This window comes from Xanthomonas sp. NCPPB 1067, from assembly GCF_020783795.1.
Taxonomy (GTDB): Bacteria; Pseudomonadota; Gammaproteobacteria; order Xanthomonadales; family Xanthomonadaceae; genus Xanthomonas; species Xanthomonas melonis.
Genome location: NZ_JAJGQG010000005.1, coordinates 189374 through 216186 on the forward strand (window position 1 = coordinate 189374; position 26813 = coordinate 216186).

The following is a 26813-nucleotide window of genomic DNA, read 5'->3' on the forward strand; positions in this document are numbered from 1 at the left end:
AGTATGTGTGGTCCGTGACGCGTGATGGCGGCGCGAGCATCGGGCACGTGCCGATTGGGCTGCGCTGCGCAGCGCAGCGCACAGCTCACATCGCAGTTCGATTCCGGCCAGCCTGTTTGGCGCGGTAGAGCGCCACATCGGCGTCGTGCACGATCGTCTCCGGCGCGGCCGGGGTCTGGCCGGGTTCGAAGGTGGCAGCGCCGATGCTGACGGTGACATGCGCGCTGGTCGGGCTGGGCAGATGCATCAGGCCCAGGTCGGCGATGGCACCGCGCACGCTGTCGGCCAGGCGCAACGCACCGGCTGCGTCGGTGTGCGGCAGGATCATCGCGAACTCTTCGCCGCCATAGCGCGCGGCAATGTCATCGCTGCGGCGCGTGCAGCTGGCGATCGCCTGGGCGATCAGGCGCAGGCAGGCATCGCCGTTCACGTGTCCATAGGTGTCGTTGTAGAGCTTGAAGTGGTCGACATCGATCATCAGGACCGATAGCGGGGCCTGTAGCTGCACTGCATCCTGCAGCGCCTGTGTCAGACGCCGGTCGAAGGCGCGGCGGTTGGCGATGCCGGTCAGCGCGTCCACCCAGGCTTCGGAGCTCAGCTGCGCCTGGTTGCGATGCATGCGCCGCAGCTGCAGATCCAGCCAGAGCCCGACTGCCAGCAACAGTGCGCAACCGAGCGCGGCAATCACGATCCGCTGCTGCGCCGCCTGTCGCCAGCTGCTCAGCGCATCGTCCACCGATAAGCCGGTCAGCACGGTCAGAGGATAGGGGCGCGCAGGCGCGAAACTGGCAATGCGCGTCACGCCGTCGATCGGCGAGCGATAGGTGGCGGTGCCGTGCCGGCGTGCGCGGATGGCGACGAAGATCGAAGAGCCCGCGATCGATGCGCCGATCACGCCTTGCCGGTCCGGGCGGCGCACCAGCACGATGCCTTCGTCGCTGACCATGCCGATGCTGCCGTGCGGGCCCACATTGAAGGCGCTGTAGTAGTTCTGGAAGTAGCGCAGTTGCAGGGTGACCAGGACCACGCCGGCGAACTCTCCGCTGGGGGTATTGAGCCGGCGGCTGAGCGTCATGACCCAGCTGCCATCGGAGCGGCTCTGCACCGGCGGTCCGACCAGCGACATGGCATCGCGGTGGTCGCGGTGGTATTTGAAATACGCGCGATCGGCGTTGTTGTGCGTTCTGGGAGTGCTGTCCAGCGACGAACTCACCCAGCTGCCGTCGGCGGCGTAGATGAAGATACCATGCAGACGATCCGAACGCCGCGCTTCGCCCATCAGGAACTGATGCATTGCCGCATGCGCACTGGCAGATCCCTGCTCGTGCTCGACGCGCGAGACCAGACCCGACAGCACTGCATCGGCGATGGACAGGCTGTCGCTGGCGTGTTGCGCCAGTGAATTGGCCAGGTTCAGCGATTGGACCTCGGCACCGCGCAGCGCCGAGGCCCGTTCCTCGCGAATGGACCAGTATTCCGATCCGAGCAACAGCAGGCAGGCGACGGCCAGCACGAAGTGCAACGCAATGCGCTGAGCATGGTGTCGTCGCTGTGCGGTGATGGAGATCACGGTCGCTGCCTGTCTGGACATTGGCTCGATGCAATCGTTGTGCCATCGTGCCCCGCCATCGCTGGCCATCAGTCGCGCGCCGCCGTGAAGCGCGAGGATCTGTGATCTGCACCACGTCAGCGCGGCCTGCGCCTCGCGCCGGCGCTGCGGTCACGCCTCTGCGATGCTGTCGCGGTCCTTGCCACGTCGTGGCGCGCAAGCCAGCTCGACTGCATGCGCATAACGGCTCCTTTGTTATCCAAGAAGCCGAATCACAGCAAGGAGTCTCCGATGCGTGCCATCCGTCTTTCGCAGCCTGCCGGACTGAGTGCCCTGCGCGCGGTCGATCTGGCCGACCCAGGGCAGCCCGCACGCGGTCAGATCCGCGTACGCCTGCATGCCAGTTCGCTCAACTTCCACGACCTGGGTGTGGTCCTGGGACAGATGCCGACCGCAGATGGCCGTATCCCCATGTCCGACGGCGCCGGCGTGGTGGAGGCGCTAGGGCCGGAGGTGGGCGAATTCACCGTGGGCGACCACGTGGTGTCCACCTTTTTTCCGCACTGGCTGGATGGCGAGCCGCTGCATGCGGGATTTTCCACCACCCCGGGCGATGGCGTGGATGGATACGCGCGGTCGGCCGTGGTCGCCGATGCGCACGCATTCACGCATGCGCCGGCCGGCTACAGCCATGTTGAGGCCGCCACCCTCACCACCGCCGGGGTCACTGCCTGGCGCGCGTTGGTCGTCAATGGCGGCCTGAAGGCAGGCGACACCGTGCTGGTATTGGGCACCGGTGGCGTCTCCATCTTCGCGCTGCAGTTCGCAAAGGCGATGGGCGCGCGCGTGATCGCCACGTCGTCTTCCGACGAAAAGCTGGAAAAGGTGCGCGCGCTCGGGGCCGACCATGTCATCAATTACCGGCAGCATGCCGAATGGTCCGCGCAGGTGCTGGACATCACCGACGGCCGCGGTGTGGACCATGTGGTGGAAGTGGGTGGGCCTGGAACGCTCGTACAATCGATCCGCGCAGCGCGCGTGGGTGGACACATCGCCCTGATCGGCGTGCTGACCGGCGCTGCCGGCCCGGTGCCGACCGCCGAGATGATGGGTCGTCAGCAGCGCCTGCAGGGGCTGGTCGTCGGCAGCCGTCGGCATCAGCAGGATCTGGTGCGCGCACTGGACAGCTTGCCGCTGCGCCCGGTCATCGACCGTCGTTATGCGCTGGAGGAGATTGGCGAGGCATTCGCGCTGCAGAAATCCGGTGGCCACTTCGGCAAGATCGCGCTGGAGTTCTGAGCCCGCCTGCTGCCCTGTCTGCAGGGAAATCACGGCAACACAGCGCACATGCGCCTGCACCGCGCCCGCCAATGACGTATTGGCGGGCGCAACCGTGACGACTTCGGTCGCTGGCGCGTCGTCCCGACAGTTGCCGCGGAGTGTGCTGCAACGCGCATCATCGTGCATGCCGCACGCTTGTGCCTGTGCTTCCAGCCGCATCCGTTTACGTCCCTGCAGTGAGGCGATACGGCCCGCTCGGCGGCGTATTCCGCAGGCTATGCGGATGCAGCCAACCCCGTCCCAGGATGGAGCAATACCCTGCGCGTTGTGACCCGTGCGGTCAGTCGCTCACGCGCCTGTGACCCGCTGCGCTGCACATTGATAAAGAACTGTACAAGCCAGCATTGTTGGAGATGCCAGCCATGAGAGACATCAAGATGACCCGTCGCGAGGTATTGATCGCTGGCACGGCGTCGGCAGCCGGCGTTGCCGCAACCCAATCGATGGCCGCCAGTGCTGCCGGCGCGGCAGCGCAACGGCAGGCCGTGGAACCGACCAACGCATCCAGTCGGGTGAGCTTCGATGTCAATGGCAAGCCGGTGACGCTGACCCTGGACAACCGCACGACCTTGCTGGACGCGCTGCGCGAACATCTGCACCTGACCGGCACCAAGAAGGGCTGCGATCATGGTCAGTGTGGCGCCTGTACGGTGATCGTCGACGGGCAGCGCATGAACTCCTGTCTGTCGCTGGCGGTGATGCACCAAGGTGCCAAGGTCACCACCATCGAAGGGCTGGGAACACCCGACAAGTTGCACCCGATGCAGGCCGCCTTCGTCAAGCACGATGGCTATCAGTGCGGATACTGCACGCCCGGTCAGATCTGCTCCGCAGTGGCGGTGCTGGACGAGGTCGAACGCGGTATACCGAGCCATGTGACCGAGGATCTCACCGGCAAGACCAGGCTCACCACGCCCGAGTTGCAGGAGCGCATGAGCGGAAACATCTGCCGCTGCGGCGCATATTCCAACATCGTCGATGCGATCAATGACGTCGCCGGAGGTCGCGCATGAAGGCTTTCAGTTACGAGCGCGCGTCGTCGCCGGCCGATGCGGCGGCCAAGGCCGCGCGTCAGCCCGGCGCCAAGTTCATCGCTGGCGGCACGAATCTGCTGGACCTGATGAAGCTGCAGATCGAAACGCCTTCGCATCTGATCGACGTCAACGGGTTGAGCCTGGACACCATCGAAGCCACTCCCGAAGGTGGCCTGCGGATCGGCGCGCTGGTACGCAACACCGATCTCGCTGCCGACCAACGGGTGCGCCGCGATTACGCGGTGCTATCGCGCGCCCTGCTTGCCGGGGCCTCGGGGCAGCTGCGCAATCGTGCCACCACGGCTGGCAACCTGCTGCAGCGTACCCGTTGCCCGTATTTCTACGACACCAACCAGCCGTGCAACAAACGTCTGCCCGGCAGTGGCTGCGCGGCCATCGGCGGGTTCAACCGGCAGTTGGCGGTGATCGGTACCAGCGAGGCGTGTATCGCCACCCATCCCAGCGACATGGCGATCGCCATGCGCGTGCTGGATGCAACGGTGGAAACCGTGCGACCGGACGGGCAGACCCGCGCGGTGCCGCTTGCGGAATTCTACCGGGCGCCGGGAACGACCCCGCATCTGGAGACCGTGCTGGAGCGCGGCGAGTTGATCACCGCGGTGACGCTTCCCAAGCCGCTTGGCGGCACGCACGTCTATCGCAAGGTACGCGATCGTGCCTCCTACGCGTTCGCACTGGTATCGGTTGCCGCCGTCGTGCAGCGCGATGGCAGCGCGCGCGTCGGTGTAGGTGGGATAGCGCACAAGCCCTGGCGCAGCGAGGCCGCGGAAGCGCAATCACGCCAGGGCGCGCGCGCCATCGCATCGGTGCTGCTCGGCGGCGCGCAGCCGACCGAACACAACGCCTTCAAGCTGCCGCTGGTGGAGCGCACCTTGACCTCGATCCTGGCCGACGCGAGGGCCTGATATGAAATTCGACACTCCTGCCGGTCGCAATCCCATCGATCAGCTCAAGGTCGTCGGCAAGCCCATCGACCGTATCGATGGCCCGCTCAAGACCACTGGCCAGGCACCGTATGCCTACGAACACCACGACCTGCCGGGCCGCACGGCCTATGGGCACGTGGTTGGTGCGGGGATTGCCAAAGGCACCATCCGCAGCATCGATCTGAGTGCCGCGCGCAATGCGCCCGGTGTGCTGGGCATCGTCACCGCGCAGAATGCCGGAACCTTGCACAAGGGCAAGCTCAATACCGCCAAGCTGCTGGGGGGGCCCCAGATCCAGCATTACCACCAGGCGATCGCGGTAGTGGTTGCCGAGACGTTCGAGCAGGCCCGCGCCGCTGGACAGCTGATCAAGGTGGACTATGGCCGCCACGTGGGGGCGTATGACCTGAAGAAGGCGCGCGGCGGGGCCAAGGTCGTCACGTCGGGCGGCGCGCCCAACAGCAACGTTGGCGATTTCGCCACTGCGTTCGCCGCGGCGCCGGTGCAACTCGATGCCGAGTACACCACGCCCGATCACTCGCACGCCATGATGGAGCCGCATGCGTCGATCGCGATGTGGGAGGGCGACAAGCTCAGCGTCTGGACCTCCAATCAGATGATCGCCTGGGGTGCACGCGATCTGGCCACCACGCTGGGCATCCCGCGCGAGAACGTGCGCATCATGTCGCCTTACGTCGGTGGTGGCTTTGGCAGCAAGCTGTTCCTGCGCGCCGATGCGCTGCTCGCCTCGCTGGCAGCGCGCCAGGTCGGGCGCCCGGTGAAAGTCATGCTGCCGCGGCCACTGATCGCCAATAACACCACCCACCGCCCGGCCACACTGCAACGCATTCGCCTGGGTGCCGGGCGCGACGGCAAGCTCACTGCCATCGCGCATGAAACCTGGTCCGGCGATTTGCCCGACGGCGAGCCGGAAATCGCCGCCGCGCAGACGCAGTTGCTGTACGCCGGTGCCAACCGCCTGATCGCCACGCGCCTGGCCGTGCTCGATTTGCCCGAAGGCAATGCGATGCGCGCGCCCGGCGAAGCGCCCGGGATGATGGCCCTGGAAGTGGCCATGGACGAAATGGCCGAAAAACTCGGCATGGACCCGGTCCAGTTCCGCATCGTCAACGACACCCAGGTCGATCCGGAAAATCCGCAACGCAAGTTTTCGCAGCGGCAGCTGGTCAAGTGCCTGGAAGATGGCGCCAAACGCTTCGAGTGGTCCAGGCGCAAGACCAGGCCAGCCAGCACGCGCGATGGTCGCTGGCTGGTCGGCATGGGCGTGGCCGCGGCATTCCGCAACGCCCCGGTCATGACCTCGGGCGCGCGCATGCGGCTGGAGCAGGGCGGGCGTGTTGTGGTGGAAACCGATATGACCGACATCGGCACCGGCTCCTACACCATCATCGCGCAGACAGCCGCCGAAATGCTGGGCGTGCCGCTGGATTGGGTGGATGTGCGTCTGGGCGATTCCAGCTTTCCGGCATCGGCAGGTTCGGGCGGACAGTGGGGGGCGAACAGCTCCACCGCCGGCGTCTATGCGGCGGCGGTGAAACTGCGCGAGGCCATCGCCACGCGGCTTGGAATGGATCCGGCCAGGGCCGAGTTCGCCGATGGCCACGTCCGTGCCGCGGGCAAGCGCGTCGCGCTGGGCGATGCGGCCGCCAACGGCGCGCTGGTGGTGGAGGAAAAGATCGAATTCGGCGACCTGGCCAAGCAACACCAGCTGTCCACGTTCGGCGCGCACTTCGTCGAGGTCGGCGTGGACATCGCGACGGCCGAGATCCGCATTCGCCGCATGCTGGCGGTGTGTGCGGCAGGCCGCATCCTCAATCCAAAATCTGCGCGCAGCCAGGTGATCGGCGGCATGACCATGGGCGCGGGCGCGGCATTGATGGAGGAGCTGGCGGTGGACAAGCGCTTCGGGTTCTTCGTCAATCACGACCTGGCCGGCTACGAAGTGCCGGTGCATGCGGACATTCCGCACCAGGAGGTGGTGTTCCTGGAAGAAAGCGACCCGCTGTCTTCGCCGATGAAGGCCAAGGGTGTGGGCGAGCTCGGGATCTGCGGGGTTGCGGCGGCGATCGCCAATGCGGTCTACAACGCCACGGGCGTGCGTGTGCGCGAGTATCCGATCACGCTGGACAAGTTGCTGCCGCAACTGCCCGAGCTGCTGCGCGCGTGAGCGCCGTGGTCGCCCCCACCGCCCGGGCCGCGCCAGTGGCGTCGGCCTGGCCGGCCTGGCCGGGCTACGCCCTGCACGAAGACCTGTTGCCGGTTCTTGCCGCCTGGCACCGTGCGGGGCAGCGTGTCGCGATGGCGACCCTGATCGAGATAGAGGGCTCTTCGCCGCGGCCACTGGGTAGCGAGATGGCGATCACTGCCGACGGCGACGTAGCCGGCTACGTCTCGGGCGGGTGTGTAGAGGCCGCGGTGGCGCATGAGGCGCAGGCGGCATTGCGCGACGGGCGGCCGCGCTGGCTGGAGTACGGCGCAGGCAGCGCGGTACTGGACATCCAGCTCAGCTGCGGCGGCCGCATCGGCATTCTGGTCTGGCCTGTTGCGGATCTTGGCGAGTACCTGGCACGCTGGCGTAACGCGCGTCAGCACCGTCGGGCGTTCCTCGTCGGCCTGGATCGCAGCAGCGGCGCGGTGCGCTATCCGGCCACGGCGCGCGACATTCGTCCTGGCGAATTCCTGCGCGTGCACCGCCCGCCCTTGCGGCTGGTGCTGGTCGGCGCGGACCCGGCGTTGTTGGTGTTGGTCTCCCTGGCCAGCCAGATGGGCATCGAGGTGCGTGTGCTGCGCCCGCACGGCCCCGGCGAACCGCCACCCGGGCTGAGCATGGAACACTACGATCGCCGCAACCTGAGCGATGCATTGCGCGAGCTGCAGCTGGACGCGGAGACGGCCGTGTACAGCCTTGCGCACGACGAGCAGATCGATCTGCAGGTGGCGCAGCGCGGTCTCGCATCGCCGGTCGCCTGCATCGGCATCCTGGGAAGTCGCAGCAAGCGCCAGGCGCGCCTGCAGGCGCTGCGTGCGCTGGGGTACGACGAGGCGGCATTGGCGCGCTTGCGGCTGCCCGCCGGCTGGCGCACGGGGCACTCGTCGCCACATGGCATCGCGCTGGGGATCCTTGCCGAGGCGACCCAGGCCGTCGCCGACGCGCAGAGGGCGGCAGCCGCCTGATGTGCTTGGGCTATCGCAACCCACCTCAACGTCGCTGACCCGCGTTCGCCACGGTCTAGGTCACCTGGCACGTACAGCCCAGTCCCTACGCTGATGCTTCCCCTCACCGCGGGCAACGTCGCCATGTTTCCGTTCTCCGTTCGCCGCGACGCCTCGGACTGCAGTCAGTCGTTTGGTTCGTCCATCCCGGTGGCAAGACAGGTGCGCCCGGCATGCAGCGCCATGGGAACGCACGCACCGATGCGGTCCGCGCATTGGCCCGGTGCCCTGCTGCCACGGAGTTTCAGCGCATGAGCAACGACCACGCGGCACTGGTATTGGCGGCAGGGGAGAGCAGGCGCCTGGGACGTTCTAAGCAGGCCCTGTTGCGCGATGGAGAGCCGTTGCTGCGTCGGGTGGTGCGCATCGCGTTGCAGACCGCGCCGCTGCGCTGCGCAGTGGTGCTGGGCTCCGATGCGGCGCATCTGCGCGACATGCTGCACGGGTTGCAGGTGGACATCCTGCAGCACGAAGACTGGAGCGCAGGCATGGGCTCCAGTCTGGGCGTGCTCCGGCGCCATGTGCGCGAGGACGGCAGGCTGCGCCGCAGCCTGATCCTCGGCTGCGACCAGCCTGCGCTCGAGGCGGCGCATCTGCACGCGCTGCTGGACGCGGCCGACCGCGCCGCGTCCGGATGTGCCAGCAGCGGCTACGCGGGCGTGCGCGGCATCCCCGCGGTGGTCGCGCATGCGGTCTTGGCGAATGTGCCCCTGCAAGGCGACAGCGGCCTGCGCGGCCTGTTCGCCAGCCTGGATCTCCATTCGCTCGGTTGCGTCAGCGCCCCCGCGCTCGCACTGGACGTGGACACGCCCGCCGATCTGGCCGCAGCGCAGCAGCGTGGCTGGGTGGATCGCGACTGAGACATTCTGTCGGGCACAGCTCCCTGGGCCCGGCAGGCTATGTCTCCGAACGCTGCCGGCCCGTCAGGACCACAGCACCACGACTTCCCGGATGATCAGGACATAGCCGACCACCATGGCCGTCTTGACTGGAAACTGAAACTTTCTGAGCAGATACATGCGGGCCCTCCCCCGAGGCATGAACTCACGAATCGATTGCAACAGCGGGTGAATCCCACGGATCCGGCGGCCTTGTCGTGGCCGCTTGTTACATGGCGTTCACCCTGTGTATAGGAATGTACCGCTGGACGTGATCCGTGTCACGTAAGAATTTTCCTACCGGTACGCCAGTGTCCCCCCGACGGCGCCACCATTAGTAAATACGCATGCTGGCTATGCCGAACGCGGGGCCTCTGGCTACTCTCCCGCGGCCCCTTGAGTAAGGGCATGTCGGCATGCGGGGTGTACACGCAGGTTGAGACGGATGGTCCGATCCCGGGTGCACCGCGCGGTTTGCGCGGCAGGGCACTCCTCGTTTAGAGCGCTGTACCTACTGGCCGGAGGCCTGATGGACGAGTCCCGATACGTCGTACGCATTCATCCCGAACAAGGCGGCTGGTGGGTCACCCGCCCACAATGGTCGCCGCTACGTTACCTGCGCGAGCAGGGCGCGCTGGAAAATGCCGAGCTGATGGCCAAGCTGCATTGCATGCTCACCGGTCAACCCAGTGGGGTGGTGCTGAACACCGCCGAGGGCGATCGCGTGGTGCGGCGTTACGGCTGATCCGATGTGAGGCGTTCGTGCCGGCTGTCCGCACGAGGGCAATCCCGGCACGAACATCACCCTTGGTCCGCTTGCCGGTCGGCTGGCCGGTGTACGGTCGTGCGCTGCGCCGTTGCCGGCTGACCCATACGGCTGGAGTGCGGGCATGCTGCAAGCCTGCAGGGCTTTGCGCGGGCGACCGGGTCGGCTAGATTCAATGCATCGGCCGCTGTCGGACCGATCCGCATCGGCGGCCCTCTGTCCGGAACCCGCCTTGCAGTGACTGCGTCCGCTCCTGCCCTGATCCAGAACGATATCGTCGTCTTCGGTCTGATCGCCGCCACCCTGGGCGCGGTGTTCTGGACCTCTTCGCGCGAGCAGGGGCTGTGGCGGCGGGTCTACGCGGTGGTGCCGGCATTGCTGCTGTGCTATCTGCTGCCGGGGATCTACAACACCATCGGCTTGATCGACGGCGGCAACACGCGGTTGTATAGCCCGATCGCCCGCGATGTGTTGTTGCCTGCGGCGCTGATCCTGCTCACCCTGAGCATCGACCTGCGCGCCATCCTGGGGCTGGGGCCCAAGCTGGTGGTCATGTACCTGGGGGCGTCGCTGAGCATCATGCTGGGTGCCGTGGTGGCGTTCCAGGTGATGGGCTGGCTGCATCCTGCCACCGTGGCGGGCGATACCTGGGCCGGCATGGCGGCGTTGGCCGGTAGCTGGATCGGTGGCGGCGCCAACATGCTGGCGATGCGCGAGGTGTTCAATGTGGATGCAACGACCTTCGGCCAGTTTGCGGTGGTCGATGTCGGCGTCGGCTATGTGTGGATGGCGGTCCTGATCTTCGTGGCCGGGCGCTCCCGCGCGATCGATGTGCGCAGCGGCGCCGATACGCGCGCGCTGGACGCGCTGCAGGAGCGCATGGCGCGCTTCCAGGCCGAGCATGCGCGCATTCCCAGCCTGAGCGATCTGATGGTGATCGTGGCGGTGGGGTTCGGTGGTGTCGGCCTGGCGCATGCGCTCGCCAATCCGCTGGCCGCTTGGTGCAAGGCGCATCTGAGCTGGGCCAGCCGATTCAGTCTGGATGCGCCGTTCGTCTGGGTGGTGGTGCTGGCGACCAGCCTGGGGCTGCTGCTCAGCTTCACCCGCGCACGCAATCTGGAAGGCGCCGGCGCCTCCAGGATCGGTTCGCTGCTGCTGTATTTCCTGATCGCCTGCATCGGCATGCAGATGGATCTGCTGGCGCTGCTGGACCGGCCCTGGCTGTTCCTGCTCGGCCTGATCTGGATCGCGGTGCATATCGTCCTGCTATGGGCACTGGGCCGTTGGCTGCAGGTGCCGTTCTTCTACTTCGCGATCGGCTCGCAATCCAATGTCGGCGGCCCGGCCTCGGCGCCTGTGGTCGCCGCCGCATTCCACCCGGCGCTGGCACCGGTCGGAGTGCTGCTCGGCACGCTGGGCTATGCCACCGGTACCTATCTGGCCTATGTCGTTGGCATCACGCTGCGCGCGATGGCCGGGGCCGGATGACAGGCTGCCTGCCTGCCGCAACCCCGCCTGCGTTCAGCCGCGCCCCTTGCGCCTGACAGCGGCTGTACGTCGGGCGGCTGCGGCAGGGAGCGCAGCGCCGCCGCCGGTACGGCGACGCTGCAATGCCTCTGGATCTCGAGCCTGCGGCGGCGCCAGTGGTTCTCGCGTCGCCAGGCGCGCGTCAGTGCTGGACGACGCGCCGCTGCTCTTCCTGTTGGGCAGGCTGATGCGCCTGTTGCTGGTTGTGCTGCTGCAACTGACTCACGTTGCCTTGCACAGGTTCGTTGGCCGCCGAGGCAGTCTGTACGTGGCTGCGCAGATGGGCCGGGTCGTCCATCCGGCCCTGCACCGCAATCAGGCTGTCGCCGTGGCGGTTGGGGACCAGGTGATCGATCCGCCGCAGGCCGTCGTTGCCGGCACGCGCAGCGACGCTGGCGGCGGTGTTGAGGAAGGCGTCGTCGTCGCGCAATCCCAGGCGTTCGCGCTGGCCGTCCAGCCGCACCACCGCATCGTTGAACAGCTGGCTGCCGGGCTGCAACGCGGCGGCACGGTTGGGCTCCGGTGATTGCATGTCCTGCGCCTTGATCACCGCATCCATGCCGTGCAGGTCCAGACGATGCTTGAGCATCATGCCGGGCACCAGACGCTGCCCGAACGACAATGGATCCGGGTCAGGCAATTCGATCTGGTGGCCGGCCGCATCGGGCATCGCCCACTTGAGCGGAATGCTGTCTTCCTGCAAGTGGGTCAGCAGTTCGTTCTTGACGTGATAGCCGCGGATCAACTCGCTGCTGGCGTACTCCTTGGCTGCCGCTGCATCCAGGCCCTGGCGTTCCAGCGTGCGGTCGTTGACGCCGGCCGCGTTGTAGGTCACAGCGGGAATGTCGTTGACCATGGCCGATGCGGCCGCCAGTCCGCCGCCCAGGGAATGGCCGGAAATCACGACCTGGTCGCCGAATGCCTGCCTGGCCTGGCTGCCGAGCTGGATGGCCGATGCGTACTGCGCATCGTCGAACCCCAGGCCCTGGCCGATATTGTGCTTCCAGTCCTTGCCCTCGTCGGTGCCGCAGAAACCGAGCACCACCTGGCCCTGGTCGTTGCGATAGAACGCGGCATCGAAGCCGCTCTTGCCATCGTGCAGCAGGGCAGGGTCGATGCCGGCCTGCCGCAATGCGTTGTCGTCCATGCGCGACCAGCCATTGGCGAGCGGCGCAAACGTCTCGGGGACGCCCTCGCGGCGCTGGTTCGCAGTTGCGTAGAGGTCTTGCAGCAGCGCCGGAAACTGCCGGTCCTGCGGCTGCGGCTGTTGTCCGCGCATCGCTTCTGCAAATGCGGCGGTGGAAGAAGTGGAATCTTGCGGGCTCATGCGCGGCTCCTTGCGTTGATCGTGCGGAAAGCGCGCTTAGCGGCTGCTTTCAACGGGAATGTCGTGGGCGTTCAACCATGCGCGCACATCCGATCTGACCTGCTGGCCGCCGGCATTGAGCAGCCGGTCCGGTGTGGTGAAGAAATACGCCTGGAAGGTCTTCTGCTGTGCGTTGCGCAGCGCAGGATCCACGCCGGCCTCGAGTAACCGCAACACTGCCGGGTTGGCGGCACCGCTCTGGGCGGCCACATGCAGCAGGCTGTTGCCGGTGTGATCGACGCGCCTGGCGTCGGCGCCGGCGTCGAGCAGCAGATCGATCTGCGCATCGCGCTTGCTCTGTACGGCGCGGAACAACGGCGTCCAGCCGGCACGCGCACTGACCACGTCGATCGGCGCCCTGTGCTGCAGCAGGATCTTCAGATACTCCGGATCCTGCGCCATCGCGGCCATGTGCACCACGGTTTCCTGGTCCATACCCGGCAGCGCAGGGTCTGCGCCTGCAGCGAGCAGGGCATCCAGCGCGCGCGGTTGTTCGTTCCAGATCGCCCACTCCAGCAAGGTCACGTGCTGATCGCCGTGCGCGGCGAGATCGACGGTGGGGGCGAGGGCCTTGATCCGGGCGACGTCGCCTTGCGCGATGGCGCCGGCGATGTCGGTCAAGCGTGGGTCGCGAAAGGCGACGGTGTGGTCCTGCAGCGTAGCTGACATGTTGGTTTGCTCCTTGGCACCAGCGGAAGCGGTGCATGAGACCGCGAAAAACGAGGTCGCAAGAACGAGCAGGGTCGGGAATCGCGTCTGCATCGAAATCTCCTTCTCCTGATCGCATTCCTGAAGACGCTACGGCAGGTCCCGCCGCAGCGGGGCAGATCCTACCAGCTGCAAAAATCGGGTGCGGTAAGATTTCGTAACCTGCGTCTGCAGCAGCGTCGGCGTACGGCCCGGCCTGCTTGCGCGGCTGTGCAGCCCCGGGGTCGTCCGATGCGGTCAGCGTCACGCAGGCGCCGCGGCACGGCCAATGGTCACAAGGCGGCCGGCATAATGGCGCTTTGCAAGCAGATGGGTGCAATGGGCTACGAGCTACTGATCAGTGACTGCGATGGTGTTCTTGTCGACAGCGAGATATTGGCCGATCGGGTGATGCGTGAGGCGCTCGCGTCTTTTGTGCCGAGCGAGCCGCTGGAACAGCTGCTGGAAACCACGTTCGGGCAGACCACGCGCGAGGTGTTGCGGCGTGTGGAAGAGCATTTTGCCTTGCCGTTGCCGGACACCTTGCTGGCGCAGATCCAGGCACGCAGCGAGTCCCTGATCGCCGCCGAAGTACAGCCCATCCCGGGCGTGCGCGAGGCGCTGGAGCAGATTCCGTTGCCGCTGGCGGTGGCCTCCAACAGCCGGCGTCACAACGTGATTGCATCGGTGGAGCGGGCCGGGCTCACGGCGCGTGCGGCAGGGCGGATTTTCAGTGCCGATATGGTGGAGCGGCCCAAGCCGGCACCGGATGTGTACCTGCTGGCCGCGCGCACCGCCGGTGTCGCCCCGGAGCGTTGCCTGGTGATCGAAGACAGCCCGACCGGTGCCACTGCCGCGCTGGCGGCAGGCATGCAGGCGTTGGGGTTTACCGGTGCCAGGCATATTCCACAGGGGCACAGCGAGACCTTGCGTCGGATCGGCGTGCTGGAGGTATTCGACGATATGCGCGATTTGCCTGCATTGTTCGAGCGGCTCGCGCAAAAGCGCGCTGGTTGAGGATGTCGCGTCGTCGCATCGTTTGGCTGCAGTCGAATGCTCAGAGCAACTGATAAAGCGGCTGTGCAGCCGCCAGGCGGGCGCGACCGGTGCTCGGAATCGGCACGAACCACCCGTACACTCCGGCTCCTCCGCGCCGTCCACACCCACCTGACGACCGCTCGCCACGTTTTGTTAGCCGCTCTTAGATCAAAAGCCTAGTTGGTCGAGCGTGCGATGCCCTCACCGCTTGCGGGACACGCCGTAAACCCGTCCCTGGGGGCTCGGTGGCGGCATCCATGCGCCAAACGGTCCCGCAATCGGTGAGGACATCGCACCAGAGTTGGTCGGTCGCCAGGTGAAAACGGGCCAGCTTGCTAGTTGCATTGGCTTGCCGCTGCGGGCCGCAACGACATGAGAATTAGCGAATTGGAAGCACCTCATGTATTGCCTCCTGCATTTTGCATACCGACCATCCCGACTGGTCCTTGCCCGCTCACCGTCGCGTAAGAGCTTACAAGGACGTACTTGCAGCGTGTCCCGCGATGGTGGGCGGGCAAGGGCCTTGCAGCAAAGCAGCAGTTCAGCCGCTCTAGCTTGCAGCGTGTCCCGCGATGGTGAGCGGGCAAGGGCCTTGCAGCCAAGCCGCAGATCAGCCGCTCTACTTTGCGGCGCATCCCGCGACGGTGGCAGGCAAGCACCCTGCGGCTAACTCACGCTAGCAACGCAACAGGGCGCGATTCGCATCGCGCCCTGTTGCGGTTCCACTAGATGATCAGTCACTCGCTGATCAGCCACTCAGCCGATCAACAGCAGCGAAATCCACTCTTGCCGCCGTAGCGCGCGTCCTGGCGCTCGCGGAAGAAGGCGGGGTAATCCATCACCGGCTTGTCGGGATGCTTTTCCAGCATATGCCGCACGTAGTTGTCGTAGTCGGGAATGCCGCAGCACAGCCGCGCGGTCTGGATCAGGCGCCGCCAGATGCGGCGGTGCGCCTGATACTGGCTGGCCAGGACGAGTTGGGTGCCCATTACAGGTCCGCCATCTGGTGTGGCTGCAGGGCCACGTAGGGGGTTTCGCGGTCACTGCGCTGCGGAGTGCGTCGCGCGATCACGATCGTCTTGACCGAGTAGATCAGGATCGCGCCCACCACGAACAGGAACAGCACCGTCAGCCCTGTGTTGACGTAGGCATTGGTGACGATCTGCTGCATCTGCGGCACGGTCTTGGCCGGTGCGGTGATGGTGTTGCTGGCAATGGCGGCCTGGAACTTGTGCGCCTGTGCCAGGAAGCCCTGCGCCGGGTTGCTGTCGAAGATCTTGATCAGCCCGGCGTAGGTCGTGCACAGCAACAGCCACAGCGCCGGCACGATGGTGACCCAGGCGTAGCGGTCGCGCTTCATCTTGAACAGCACTACCGTGCCCAGCATCAACGCGATCCCGGCCAGCATCTGGTTGGAGATGCCGAACAACGGCCATAGCGTCTGGATGCCGCCGAACGGATCGACCACGCCGGTGTACAGCAGATAGCCCCACAGCGCCACGCAGCCGGCGGTGCCGATGATGTTGGCGGCCCACGACTCGGTCTTCTTCAGCGCCGGGATGAAGTTGCCCAGCAGATCCTGCAGCATGAAGCGGCCCGCACGCGTGCCGGCATCGACCGCAGTGAGGATGAACAAGGCTTCGAACAGGATGGCGAAGTGGTACCAGAACGCCATGGTGTCCTCGCCCGGCAACAGCTGGTGCAGGATCTGCGCGATGCCCACCGCCAGCGTGGGCGCGCCGCCGGCGCGGGCCAGGATGCTGTGTTCGCCGATGTCCTTGGCGGTGGCTTCCAGCACTTCAGGGGTAATCGCAAAGCCCCATTCGGACACCTTGGCCGCGACGGCGACCGCATCGGTGCCGACCAGCGAAGCGGGGCTGTTCATGGCGAAATAGACGCCCGGCTCGATGATCGACGCTGCCACCAGCGCCATGATCGCCACGAACGATTCCATCAGCATGCCGCCGTACCCGATGTAGCGCATGTGGCCTTCATTGGCGAGCAGCTTGGGCGTGGTGCCGGAAGAGATCAGCGCATGGAAACCGGAAACCGCGCCACAGGCGATGGTGATGAACAGGAACGGGAAGATGCCGCCCTTCCATACCGGGCCATCGCCGCTGGAGGCGAACTGGGTCAGTGCCGGCATCTTCAGGTCGGGCATCACCACCAGGATGCCGATCGCCAGTGCCAGAATCGTGCCGATCTTGAGAAAGGTGGACAGGTAGTCGCGCGGCGCCAGCAGCAGCCACACCGGCAGTACCGAGGCCACGAAACCGTAGCCGATCAGCATCCAGGTGATCTGCTTGGCGGTGAAGGTGAAGGCCGGGCCCCAGGTAGGGTCGGCGGCGACCTTGCCGCCCAGCCAGATCGCAGCCAGCAGCAGGATCAACCCCACCACCGAAATCTCGCCGATCTTGCCGACGCGGATGTAGCGCATGTACACGCCCATCATGATCGCGATCGGCATCGTGGCGATCACCGTGAACATGCCCCACGGGCTTTCGGCCAGCGCCTTGACCACCACCATCGCCAGTACCGCCAGGATGATGATCATGATCAGGAACGCACCGAACAGGGCGATGGTGCCCGGTACTTGGCCCATCTCTTCGCGGACCAGGTCGCCCAGCGAGCGGCCGTTGCGGCGGCTGGACAGGAACAGCACCATGAAATCCTGCACCGCACCGGCGAACACCACGCCCACCACCAGCCACAACAGGCCGGGCAGGTAGCCCATCTGCGCGGCCAGCACCGGGCCGACCAGCGGGCCGGCGCCGGCGATCGCGGCGAAGTGGTGGCCGAACAGCACGTGCTTGTTGGTGGGCACATAGTCCAGGCCGTCGTTGTTGGCGATGGCCGGGGTGGCGCGTGTGGGATCCAGCTGCATCACCTTGTTGGCGATGAACAGGCTGTAGAACCGGTAGGCGATCAGATAGATCGACACCGCCGCCACCACGATCCACAACGCGTTGATGTGCTCGCCGCGCCGCAGCGCCACGGTACCCAGGCAGAACGCAGCCAGCAGCGCCAGCGCGCCCCAGGCCAGCTTCGAGAACCCTTTCATGCATGCCCCTCAGAAACGATTCGCCCAAGGGTCCACCCGTGCCCGCCTGCGGTCAATGCCGGCGCTCCGCAGCGGGGTAAAACTTTGGTCGTAGAGTGATTGGGCACAGGATGCGCTAGCAATCTGGAAGCAGGCTGGCGTTTGGAACGATCGGTTGCAGCGGTCGTGATTGGGAGCGGCGCTACCCGTACCCATGATGGCTGTACCTAGACACTGCACAGGGATCAGGCAATGACCACTCCGACCACACCGGCGCATGTGCTGCGCACCATCCGCGGCCTGCCCACCTCCGACGGCGCCGGCGTCAGCCTGACGCGCGTCATCGGCACCCAGCAGCTTCCCGAACTGGACCCGTTCCTGATGCTGGACGAGTTCGGTACCGAGAAGCCCGAAGACTATATCGGCGGGTTTCCCAGCCACCCCCACCGCGGCTTCGAGACGGTGACCTACATGCTGGACGGGCGCATGCGGCACAAGGACAACCACGGCAACGAAGGTCTGCTGACGCCCGGCAGCGTGCAGTGGATGACTGCCGGCCGCGGCGTGATCCATTCGGAAATGCCCGAACAGGAATCCGGGCGGATGCGCGGGTTCCAGCTCTGGGTGAACCTGCCGGCACGCGACAAGATGACCGACCCCCGGTACCAGGAGTACGCGCCGGACCGCATTCCGGTGGCGCAGCCTGCGGCAGGCGTGACGGTCAAGGTGATCGCCGGCGCAGTGGGCGAGGTGACCGGCCCGATCGTGCAGCCGGCGACCAGCCCGGTGTACCTGGATATCGCCCTGGACGCGAATGCGGCGTGGGACTATCTGCTGCCCGAGGGGCACAGTGCCTTTGCGTATGCCTTCGAGGGCGCGGTGGCGGTGGGCGAGGGCGAGGCCGCACGCAACCTGCCGGCGCAGGAACTGGCGGTGCTGGGCGGCGGCCAGCGTCTGGCGCTGCGTGCGGGCGATCAGGGCGCGCGCCTGATCCTGGTGGCCGGGCGCCCGCTCAACGAGCCGGTGATGCGGCATGGCCCGTTCGTGATGAACACCAGGCAGGAACTGATGCAGGCGTTCGTCGACTTTCAGGAAGGACGGTTCTGATCCCGAACGCGCAAGCGTGCGGCAGGGCGCCGGTCACACGGGTTGTTGCGCCCGGCGCGATAACGCTGCCGCGCGCGCGTTCCTGAGGCCAGACCTATCGGGCACGCACCGCCGCGGCAGCGACGCCTCGCGGGCCGACAGCCAGGATGTGTGGCTGCCGGCCCGCGAGCTCAGGTGCGATTGGACGCAGGGCATGCGTGGTGCATTCACGTGACACGTGGCGCATGCGGGGTTCGATGTGCGCTGCCTTGGCGCCCATCAACGACCGGCGCTCGCCGTGCGGACGTCCGGAAGGCGAGGGGGATCCGATGAGGCGCGCTCCGGCAAGGGATGGCGCCTCATCGCACACGGGTCAGCGCTGCAGGGCGAGGCTGGCCGGTTGCAGATCCATGGCCTGGACCAGCGATTGCATCGAGGCCAGTTCGTCGTTGTTGGCCCCGTCGATCCAGAGCTGCGCATAGCGCTTCTTGCCCAGCTCCACCACGGTGACGCGGCGCGACTCCATGCCTGGTATCTCGCGGCCGCCCAGGTCGAGCTTGTACCAGTAGAAGTCTTCCTGCTGGATCTGGCCCTTTTCGGCGCGCCGGTCGCGGGCCAGCGCCATGGCCGGGTCCCGCGTGGTCAGCATGATGCCCACCAGCTGGCGGCCTTCGGCATTGACCGCCTTGCAGACCAGATAGTCGGCACCGGCCAGCTCGTTCCACTGCAGGCCCGAGGCTGGCGGCAGCGGTGGGCAGACTGGCGAGGTCTGGGCGTTGGCCGTGGCTGCGGCTAGCAGCAGACTCAGGCCGACAAGGAAGGATGCAGGCTTCATTCAAGGGTTCCCCGGCGTTGGATGACGATGCGGGGGGCGACGTCGACCTTCGTGCCGTGCAGCGCCTCTAGCTCCCCGCTTCGAGTCTGCCGTGCACGTGACGCGCTCCGCTCACGCCACCATCACTACCACATCTGCGGGAGCAAGCTCAAGCCCTGTCGCAATCCCCCGCGGCACCGCTTGTGCGGTGCGGCACTCGCAAAACGGGACATGGCGACCGATCGGGTACCGATGCTGGTTTCGCGCACGGTTTCAAGGGTAATCAACCGGCTTCGGTGCCGGAGTCTGCGGCAGGGGGATGAACTCCTGATCGTCGCCCGGAATGGTGCCGAAACGGCCGGCCTGCCAGTCGTCCTTGGCCTGCTCGATGCGCTCCTTGGAGCTGGACACGAAGTTCCACCACAGATGACGCGGGCCATCGAGTGGCTCGCCGCCGAGCAGCAGTGCCTTCAGCGGGGTTTTGGCGCGCAGGCGCCCACGAGCGCCCGGCGCGGGTACGATCAGGTGGCGCGCCGGCACATCGGCGCCGTCCAGTTGCGCCTGGCCGTCGAGGATGTACAGGGCACGCTCGGCATGGCCGGCATCCAGGTCGATCTCCGCCTCCGGTGCCAGATCCAGCGCCACGTTGAGGGTGCCGCTGAACACCTGCACCGGCGATTCCTCGCCATAGGCGCGGCCGGCGATCACGCGCAGCCATACCCCGTTGCGGCGTTGCTGCGGCAGGCTGGCGGCGGCGAAGTGATGGAACGCCGGCGCGGTTTCCTCGGCCGAGCGCGGCAGCGCGATCCAGGTCTGCATGCCGTGCAACGCGTGTTCGCGCACGCGCCCGGGGCCGGGCGTGCGTTCGGAATGGGCGATGCCGCGCCCGGCGGTCATCCAGTTGACGTCGCCCGGACGGATGATCTGATCCGAGCCCAGCGTATCGCGATGGCCGATCTCGCCGGCCCACAGGAAGGTCACCGTGGCCAGGCCGATATGTGGATGCGGGCGCACGTCGATCCCATGCTCCGGCTCCAGCACCGCAGGCCCCATGTGGTCGACGAACACGAACGGACCCACGCTGCGCGCCTGCAGGGTGGGCACGGCGCGGCGCACTTGCAGCCCGCCGATGTCGTGCACACGCGGGGCGATCAGGGTGGTCATGGCGCTGGCTCGTGACGAAGCGGAGGCCGAAGCTTCGCATGCGCATCGCGTCCTGCGTGCGGCGGCGCCCAAGATGGAATGTTCTGCCTGCCCCGATCGCGCACGGCTGTGGTCCACGCGCAGGCCATGCAGGGGGCCCGCGCTCGTGCTGTATCAGAGCAGGCTTGCTTGCGCGGGCAGCACGATCTCGCCGCGGCGTGAGGCCAGGTGGTCTGCAAGACGCGTGGGTTCCGGCAGGCGATAGGCTCGCAGGGTGCGCAGGGTCCAGTCGAGTGCGCCTTGCAGTGACACGCGATGGCCGGGCGAGACGATCAACGGCTTGCAGCGTGGCTTGCTGCGCAGCGCCCAGCCGATCTGCGCGCCGCCCAGCAGGATCGGGCTGTGGTCGCCGCGTTCCGGGCCGGGGTCGGCGAACTGGCCGGCAAGACGCTGCTTGGCCACCCCGATGCTGGGTAGCCCGGTCACCACGCCGAAGTGCGCGGCGATGCCGAGCCGGCGCGGATGGGCGATGCCCTGGCCGTCGACGAACACCAGATCCGGCGGCCGCGACAACAGCGCCAGCGCCTGCAGTAGGGCCGGCAGTTCGCGAAAGCTGAGCAGGCCGGGCACGTAGGGCATCGAGGTCGGTACGCGTGCCACCTGCATCTCCAGCGGCAGCAAGCTCTGCGCGTCCAGCAGCACGGCCGCCGCGCGCGTGGTCCGGCCTTCGTCTTCGAAACCGACGTCGAAGCCGGCCAGCAGCTGCGGCGCTGCGGCGAGCGTATCCTGCAGCACGACCTGCTGCGCCAGTTGCTGCTGCAACTGGCGGGCCTGGACGACACTGCCGTCCCAACCGGCGAAGACGGGAGCGATGGTGGACATGACCGCAGCATCGCGTGCAGCGCGTGGCGGCATCGTGCACGCCAGCGATGCGCTGGCTGCCGCTACAATCGCAGGCTGATCGGCCCCAATCGGAGAACCGTAGTGACCCGCAAACTCGTACTGCTGCGCCATGGCCAGAGCCAATGGAACCTGGACAACCGCTTCACCGGCTGGGTGGATGTGGACCTCACCGAGCAGGGCCGTCAGGAGGCCGCTGCCGCCGGCAAGCTGATGAAGGACGAAGGGCTGCAGTTCGACGTGGCGTATACCTCGGTGCTCAAGCGCGCCATCCATACGCTGCAGGGCGCATTGAAGGAGCTCGACCAGGACTGGCTGCCGGTGCACAAGAGCTGGCGCCTCAACGAGCGCCATTACGGTGGGTTGCAGGGTCTGGACAAGGCGGAGACCGCGGCCAAGCATGGCGAAGAGCAGGTCAAGATCTGGCGGCGTTCCTACGACATCCCGCCGCCGACGATGGATGTCGAAGACCCCGGCCATCCCTGCCACGATCGCCGCTATGCCAGGCTGGATCGCAATGCGTTGCCGGGCACCGAGTCGCTGGCGACCACGCTGGTGCGCGTGCTGCCTTACTGGCACGACGCAATCGCACCGCAGTTGAAGGCCGGCCAGACCGTGCTGGTGACCGCGCACGGCAATTCCCTGCGCGCGCTGTACAAGTATCTCAACGACATTTCCAACGAGCAGATCCTGGAGCTCAACATCCCCACCGGCATCCCGCTGCTGTTCGAACTGGACGACAGCCTGCAGGTGCGCAGCTACCGCTATCTGGGCGACCCGGAAACGGCCAAGCGGGCGGCCGAGGCAGTCGCCAATCAGGGCAAGGCGAAGTAAGCGCCGCTGGCGGTTGCAGCGTTGCGTGCGTCGCGCGCAGCGCCTGTTCTTGTGTGGCACACGGCTGCGAAGCGCTGCGTGCTGCGTTGCATGGAGGTGGTGCATGGGCGTGATGCGCGCCCCGCACGCGTGTGCGGGCCGGACATGATGTTCGGCAAACGGAAGACCCGGCAGATGAATGCCGTCTACTGCCGCGCATATCTGGTGACGCTGGGCATGCTGGTGGCAGGCGGCGCTGGCTTTGTCGCCCTGGCCGCTCGCGACATCTCCGGCGCTGGGCTGGTGCTGGCGTTGTTGATCAGCGCGATGGGCGCGCTGCTGATGGGGTTTGGCGTCGTCGGACCGGTGCGACAGATGGAAGCATGGGCCGATGCGGCATCCGGGCATGAGGTCGCCCTGGTGCTGATGGTGTTGGCGTATCCGCTGTATCTGGTGATGGCGCCGTTCTACGTGCGTCGTTGAGGGCATGCGATGGCGCGTGCTGCGCCGGGATGCGGGTGTTGGGTGGCAAACGTCGGTCGCGGCGTCAGTGGTAGGTGCGCCAGCGGCCAGGGGTTGCAATGACGTTCGATAACGCGCGGCAGCGGACGTCGGTGCCTTGCGGTGCCGCTGCAGTGATCTGGGATGGCCGGTTGTCGAGTGGCTGACGAAGGAGCGGGCGCTGCTCGATGCGCTGCTCGTCGCCAGCGCTCTCGACCGGCTGCCGACCTTTCTTCGGCCGCGCATGCGCGGTCGTGCCTTGGAGAATGCAATGAAGTTGAGCAGTTTCTCGCCGTTGTCGCTTGCGTTGGCCATGACGGCCGGGTTGTCGGCCTGTGGTGCCTCGGACCAGGCCCCCAAGGCCGCGCCTACCGCGCCGCAACCCGCGCCGGCCAGGGTGGACGTGTCCGCACTCGACGCGCCGATCGTGGCGTTCGGCAGTGGCGACCTGGATCCGTCCATCAAGGCCTGCCAGGACCTCAACGGCTTCGTCAACGCCAAGTGGCTCAAGGCCAACCCGGTGCCGTCCGACCGCAGCAGCTGGGGCAGTTTCGAAGTGCTGGCCGAGCGCTCGTTGACCATCCAGCATGCGCTGGTGGAGCAGCTGGCACGCGGCAATCTATCGGCCGGCTCGGTGGACGCCAAGATCGCCGATCTGTGGCGCACCGGCTCGGACGAAGCGGCCATCGACGCCGCCGGTATCGCGCCGTTGCAGCCGCAGTTGCAGGCGATCGATGCGCTGGCCGATGCGCCGGCCATCGCGGCGTGGCTGCGCGACAGCTATGCCAAGGGCCAGGGTTTGGTGTTCTCGTTCGGTGCCAATGCCGACTACAGGAATTCCGAACAGATGATCGCCTATGCGGGGCAGGGCGGTCTGGGCCTGCCCGAGAAGGGCTATTACACCGATCCGGCGCAGGCCAGGATCCGCGAGCAGTACGTGGCCTACATCGCACGCGTGCTGGAACTGTCCGGCATCCCGGCGGCGCAGGCGGCAACGCAGGCCAAGGCAGTGATGGCATTCGAAACGCGGCTGGCCAAGGCCTCGCTGTCGCGGATCGAACTGCGCGACCCGGCCAAGCGCTACAACCCGGTCGATGTGGCCGGCGCCAACGCGGTGACGCCGCACTTCGACTGGCAGGCCTTCTTCAGCGTGCTCAAGGTGCCGGCCGGCACCTTCTCGTTGAGCCAGCCTGGCTATTTCGCCGAACTCGATGTAATGCTCGCCGACACTCCGGTGGAGACCTGGAAGGCCTACCTGCGCTTCCACAGCATCGACGAGGCCGCGCCGTATCTGGCCAAGCCATTCGAGCAGGCCAACTTCGATTTCTATGCCAAGACGCTGCGCGGCCAGCAGGACATGCTGCCGCGCTGGAAGCGCACCTTGAACGCGGTCAACGAGGCGATGGGTGAGGCGCTGGGCCAGCTCTACGTGCAGTCCGCCTTCCCCGCCGAATCCAAGGAGCAGATGCAGCAACTGGTGCAGAACCTGTCTGCGGCGCTCAAGGCGCGGCTGGAAAAGCTCGACTGGATGAGCGCGGAAACCAAGCAGCGCGCGCTGGAAAAGTGGGCCAGCTTCACGCCCAAGATCGGCTACCCGGACCAATGGCGCGACTGGTCGGGCCTGCAGACGCGTGGCGACGGATTCCTGGCCAACATGCAGGCCGCCCAGGCGTTCAACTACCGCTACATGCTGGACAAGATCGGCAAGCCGGTGGACAAGCGCGAGTGGCATATGACGCCGCAGACGGTGAACGCGTACTACAACGCCACCCGCAACGAGATCGTGTTCCCGGCGGCGATCCTGCAACCTCCGTTCTTCGATCCCAAGGCCGATCCGGCCTTGAACTACGGCGGCATCGGCGCGGTGATCGGCCACGAGATGATGCACGGCTACGACGATTCCGGCAGCCAGTTCGATGCCAAGGGCAATTTCGCGACCTGGTGGACCGATGCCGACCGCAAGCTGTTCACCCAGCGCACCGATCAGCTGGTGGCGCAGTTCGACGGCTACGAGGCGATTCCGGGCGTGCACGTCAAGGGCAAGCTGACCCTGGGCGAAAACATCGGTGACCTGGGGGGCCTGACCGTGGCCTACGACGCCCTGCAGATGGCGTTGAAGGAGCAGCCGGATGCGAACAAGCCGATCGACGGCTATTCGCAGGACCAGCGCTTCTTCATGAACTGGGCCACGGTGTGGCGCCGCAACTTCACCGATGGCGAATTGCGCGTGCGTCTGAATACCGACCCGCATGCGCCGGCGAATTTCCGCGCCAACGGGGCGCCTTCGAACATGCCGGCGTTCGCGCAGGCATTCCAGTGCAAGCCGGGCGATGCGATGGTGCGCGGCGACAAGGGCCGCGTCGCGATCTGGTAATCGCGGCATCTCGAACGACCGCGCTCGCCTTGGGCGAGCGCGGTCGGCCTGCGGCGCCGCAGTGCGGCCACGGTGCCTGGATGGCTGCCGCCGGATGCGCAGCGCCGAGATCCGCCGGCGCATGCGAGCGGCGTGGGTCGGCAATGCACACCCTTGTCAGTGCAGGCGGCAGCCGTGCGGCGAGCGGTCGAGCGGTTCCGGCGCAGCTCCATCGTCTTGCGCATCGCCCATCGCGAGCAAGGCGGCCCGTGCCTGCACCCACTCGGCGCGAAGAACCGGCTGCGGCTGCGGGCACTGCACGGTGAGCGCCTGCTGCAGTCGCTGCGGCCGCAAGCGCTCGTCCTCGGTGATAGGGGCCGGCGGTGCAGTGGCGGCAGTGCAGTGGATGTGGGCACCTGCGTCGATGACGGGGTCGACGAATACCGAGTCGACGCTGACCGGATCGATGAACAGGCTGTCGGTGAGATCGCGTGTGGCCATGCTGCACCTCCTGTCCCGTGACGGCGGGCGTCGCCGCACCGGGTGACCCGCGCAATGCTGGGTCTTCAAGAACGATAGCGGCAGCGGTGGTGGATCTTTAGGGGCTGGCGACCAAGAGTTCCAGTCGCCCGGGGGCATGCATGCCGGTAGAGCCACGACCACGAGCGCGTGGCAGCTACTGCAACTGCGTGACGATCTCGCGCGCCATCGCGCCCAGCGGCAGGATGCGGTCGGCACCGCCGCGCTTGATCGCTTCCTTGGGCATGCCGAACACGATGCTGGTGTGCTCGTCCTGCGCCACCGTGCGTGCGCCGGCCTGACGCATTTCCAGCAGGCCGGCGGCACCGTCGTCGCCCATGCCGGTCATGATGATGCCCAGCGCGTTGCTGCCGGCCGCTCGCGCGGCCGAGCGGAACAGCACATCCACCGACGGGCGGTGCCGGTTGACCGGCGGGCCTTCCATCACCTCGACGAAGTATTGCGCCCCGCTACGGCGCAACAGCAGGTGCTTGCCTCCCGGTGCGATCAGCGCACGGCCGGGCATGACGCGGTCGTTGTTGGCGGCCTCCTTCACTGCGATCTGGCACAGGCCGTCGAGGCGTGCGGCGAAGGCGGCGGTGAACTTTTCCGGCATGTGCTGCACGATGACGATGCCCGGGCACACGCGCGGCAGAGCGGTGAGCACTTCTTCCAGCGCCTGGGTGCCGCCGGTGGAGGTGCCGATGGCCACGATGCGCTCGGTGGTCTGCGCCAGGGCGCGGCCGCTTTGCGCCGGCAGGATCACATCGGCGGTGTGCTTGACCTCGGCCTCCAGCGGCGCGGCGCTGACGCGTGCGGCCAGCCGCTTGACGTTGGCGCGCGCGGCGCTGCGCACCGTGGCCACCAGTTCATCGGCCGAATCGGTGAGGAATTGCTTGAGCCCCAGGCGCGGCTTGGTCACCACCGCGACGGCACCGGCCGCCAGCGCATCCATGGTCACGCGCGCACCCTTCTCGGTGAGCGTGGAGCAGATCACCACCGGGGTGGGACGCTCGCTCATGATCTTGCGCAGGAAGGTGATGCCGTCCATGCGCGGCATCTCCACGTCCAGCACGATCACGTCCGGCCATTGCTGGCGCATCTTCTCGATCGCCAGCAACGGATCGGCGGCGGTGGCGATCACCTCGATGCCCTGCGCGTCGTTGAGCACGCCCACCAGGACCTGGCGGACGACCGCCGAGTCGTCCACCACCATCGCCTTGATGGTGTGCAGGGCAGGGGCGGCGGCGGGGCGGTTGAACGCTGTCGGCATGGCG

General features: G+C 66.8%; 23 protein-coding genes and 1 other RNA gene. 14 read left to right on the forward strand and 10 right to left on the reverse strand.

What is annotated here, in order from left to right; all coding sequences use genetic code 11:
- Positions 1-85 precede the first annotated feature (85 nt).
- Positions 86-1591, reverse strand: a complete 1506-nt coding sequence (locus LL962_RS06390; protein ID WP_228316329.1) for a GGDEF domain-containing protein — start codon at positions 1589-1591, stop codon at positions 86-88.
- 249 nt (positions 1592-1840) lie between these two features.
- Between LL962_RS06390 and LL962_RS06395 the strand changes: the two genes are divergently transcribed.
- From LL962_RS06395 to LL962_RS06430, 8 genes are all read left to right on the forward strand, one after another.
- Positions 1841-2848: a zinc-dependent alcohol dehydrogenase family protein gene (locus tag LL962_RS06395; RefSeq protein WP_228316330.1), complete on the forward strand. Its 1008-nt coding sequence runs from the start codon at positions 1841-1843 to the stop codon at positions 2846-2848.
- Positions 2849-3243: 395 nt separating this feature from the next.
- On the forward strand, positions 3244-3903 hold the full coding sequence (gene paoA / locus LL962_RS06400; RefSeq protein ID WP_255626215.1) for an aldehyde dehydrogenase iron-sulfur subunit PaoA: 660 nt from the start codon (positions 3244-3246) through the stop codon (positions 3901-3903).
- A complete protein-coding gene (locus LL962_RS06405) occupies positions 3900-4850 on the forward strand; it encodes an FAD binding domain-containing protein (RefSeq protein WP_104587307.1) in 951 nt (316 codons plus the stop codon). Before paoA ends, LL962_RS06405 begins: the two co-directional genes overlap by 4 nt.
- A gap of 1 nt (position 4851) precedes the next feature.
- Positions 4852-7059, forward strand: a complete 2208-nt coding sequence (gene paoC / locus LL962_RS06410; protein WP_228316331.1) for an aldehyde oxidoreductase molybdenum-binding subunit PaoC — start codon at positions 4852-4854, stop codon at positions 7057-7059.
- Positions 7056-8066 (forward strand): XdhC family protein, encoded by a 1011-nt coding sequence (locus LL962_RS06415; protein WP_228316332.1) that lies wholly within the window; start codon positions 7056-7058, stop codon positions 8064-8066. The genes paoC and LL962_RS06415 overlap by 4 nt, the downstream gene beginning before the upstream one ends.
- Before the next feature lie 290 nt (positions 8067-8356).
- Positions 8357-8965, forward strand: coding sequence for a nucleotidyltransferase family protein (locus LL962_RS06420; RefSeq protein ID WP_228316333.1), 609 nt, complete (start codon positions 8357-8359; stop codon positions 8963-8965).
- A 547-nt stretch (positions 8966-9512) separates the two neighbouring features.
- Positions 9513-9728, forward strand: a complete 216-nt coding sequence (locus LL962_RS06425) for a hypothetical protein (RefSeq protein WP_228316334.1) — start codon at positions 9513-9515, stop codon at positions 9726-9728.
- Positions 9729-9986: 258 nt separating this feature from the next.
- Entirely contained in the window at positions 9987-11237 is a 1251-nt protein-coding gene (locus LL962_RS06430; protein WP_228316335.1) for a DUF819 family protein, read from the forward strand.
- A 181-nt stretch (positions 11238-11418) separates the two neighbouring features.
- Here LL962_RS06430 and LL962_RS06435 read toward each other — a convergent pair whose 3' ends face one another.
- Entirely contained in the window at positions 11419-12603 is a 1185-nt protein-coding gene (locus LL962_RS06435) for an XVIPCD domain-containing protein (RefSeq protein ID WP_228316336.1), read from the reverse strand.
- Positions 12604-12639: 36 nt separating this feature from the next.
- Positions 12640-13404, reverse strand: coding sequence for an ankyrin repeat domain-containing protein (locus LL962_RS06440; protein WP_228316337.1), 765 nt, complete (start codon positions 13402-13404; stop codon positions 12640-12642).
- Positions 13405-13641: 237 nt separating this feature from the next.
- Between LL962_RS06440 and LL962_RS06445 the strand changes: the two genes are divergently transcribed.
- Both LL962_RS06445 and LL962_RS06450 read left to right on the forward strand, forming a co-directional pair.
- The gene (locus LL962_RS06445; RefSeq protein ID WP_228316338.1) at positions 13642-14346 is read left to right on the forward strand and encodes an HAD family hydrolase; all 705 of its coding nucleotides are present in this window, start codon (positions 13642-13644) and stop codon (positions 14344-14346) included.
- Between the two features lie 104 nt (positions 14347-14450).
- Positions 14451-14526, forward strand: a non-coding RNA gene (locus LL962_RS06450) — sX9 sRNA.
- Positions 14527-15131: 605 nt separating this feature from the next.
- Here the strand turns inward: LL962_RS06450 and LL962_RS06455 are convergent.
- Positions 15132-15356 (reverse strand): YbdD/YjiX family protein, encoded by a 225-nt coding sequence (locus tag LL962_RS06455; RefSeq protein ID WP_005913245.1) that lies wholly within the window; start codon positions 15354-15356, stop codon positions 15132-15134.
- Positions 15356-17428 carry a carbon starvation CstA family protein gene (locus LL962_RS06460; protein WP_228316339.1) on the reverse strand — a complete coding sequence of 691 codons (2073 nt, stop codon included), beginning with the start codon at positions 17426-17428 and terminating at the stop codon, positions 15356-15358. Before LL962_RS06460 ends, LL962_RS06455 begins: the two co-directional genes overlap by 1 nt.
- 231 nt (positions 17429-17659) lie before the next feature.
- Between LL962_RS06460 and LL962_RS06465 the strand changes: the two genes are divergently transcribed.
- A complete protein-coding gene (locus LL962_RS06465; RefSeq protein ID WP_104587317.1) occupies positions 17660-18514 on the forward strand; it encodes a pirin family protein in 855 nt (284 codons plus the stop codon).
- Positions 18515-18866: 352 nt separating this feature from the next.
- Here LL962_RS06465 and LL962_RS06470 read toward each other — a convergent pair whose 3' ends face one another.
- The 3 genes from LL962_RS06470 to nfi form a co-directional block, all read right to left on the reverse strand.
- The gene (locus LL962_RS06470; RefSeq protein ID WP_228316340.1) at positions 18867-19328 is read right to left on the reverse strand and encodes a hypothetical protein; all 462 of its coding nucleotides are present in this window, start codon (positions 19326-19328) and stop codon (positions 18867-18869) included.
- Between the two features lie 252 nt (positions 19329-19580).
- On the reverse strand, positions 19581-20471 hold the full coding sequence (locus LL962_RS06475) for a pirin family protein (protein ID WP_228316341.1): 891 nt from the start codon (positions 20469-20471) through the stop codon (positions 19581-19583).
- 153 nt (positions 20472-20624) lie between these two features.
- Positions 20625-21332 (reverse strand): deoxyribonuclease V, encoded by a 708-nt coding sequence (gene nfi, locus LL962_RS06480; RefSeq protein WP_228316342.1) that lies wholly within the window; start codon positions 21330-21332, stop codon positions 20625-20627.
- 102 nt (positions 21333-21434) lie between these two features.
- Between nfi and gpmA the strand changes: the two genes are divergently transcribed.
- From gpmA to LL962_RS06495, 3 genes are all read left to right on the forward strand, one after another.
- A complete protein-coding gene (gene gpmA / locus LL962_RS06485; RefSeq protein WP_228316343.1) occupies positions 21435-22184 on the forward strand; it encodes a 2,3-diphosphoglycerate-dependent phosphoglycerate mutase in 750 nt (249 codons plus the stop codon).
- Between the two features lie 147 nt (positions 22185-22331).
- Positions 22332-22646 (forward strand): hypothetical protein, encoded by a 315-nt coding sequence (locus LL962_RS06490; RefSeq protein ID WP_228316359.1) that lies wholly within the window; start codon positions 22332-22334, stop codon positions 22644-22646.
- Positions 22647-22935: 289 nt separating this feature from the next.
- A complete protein-coding gene (locus tag LL962_RS06495) occupies positions 22936-25038 on the forward strand; it encodes a M13 family metallopeptidase (protein WP_228316344.1) in 2103 nt (700 codons plus the stop codon).
- Positions 25039-25194: 156 nt separating this feature from the next.
- On the opposite strand, the gene LL962_RS06500 is transcribed toward LL962_RS06495, so the two are convergent.
- Positions 25195-25518 (reverse strand): hypothetical protein, encoded by a 324-nt coding sequence (locus LL962_RS06500; protein ID WP_228316345.1) that lies wholly within the window; start codon positions 25516-25518, stop codon positions 25195-25197.
- 175 nt (positions 25519-25693) lie between these two features.
- Entirely contained in the window at positions 25694-26809 is a 1116-nt protein-coding gene (locus LL962_RS06505) for a protein-glutamate methylesterase/protein-glutamine glutaminase (RefSeq protein ID WP_441004859.1), read from the reverse strand.
- Between the last annotated feature and the right edge of the window lie 4 nt (positions 26810-26813).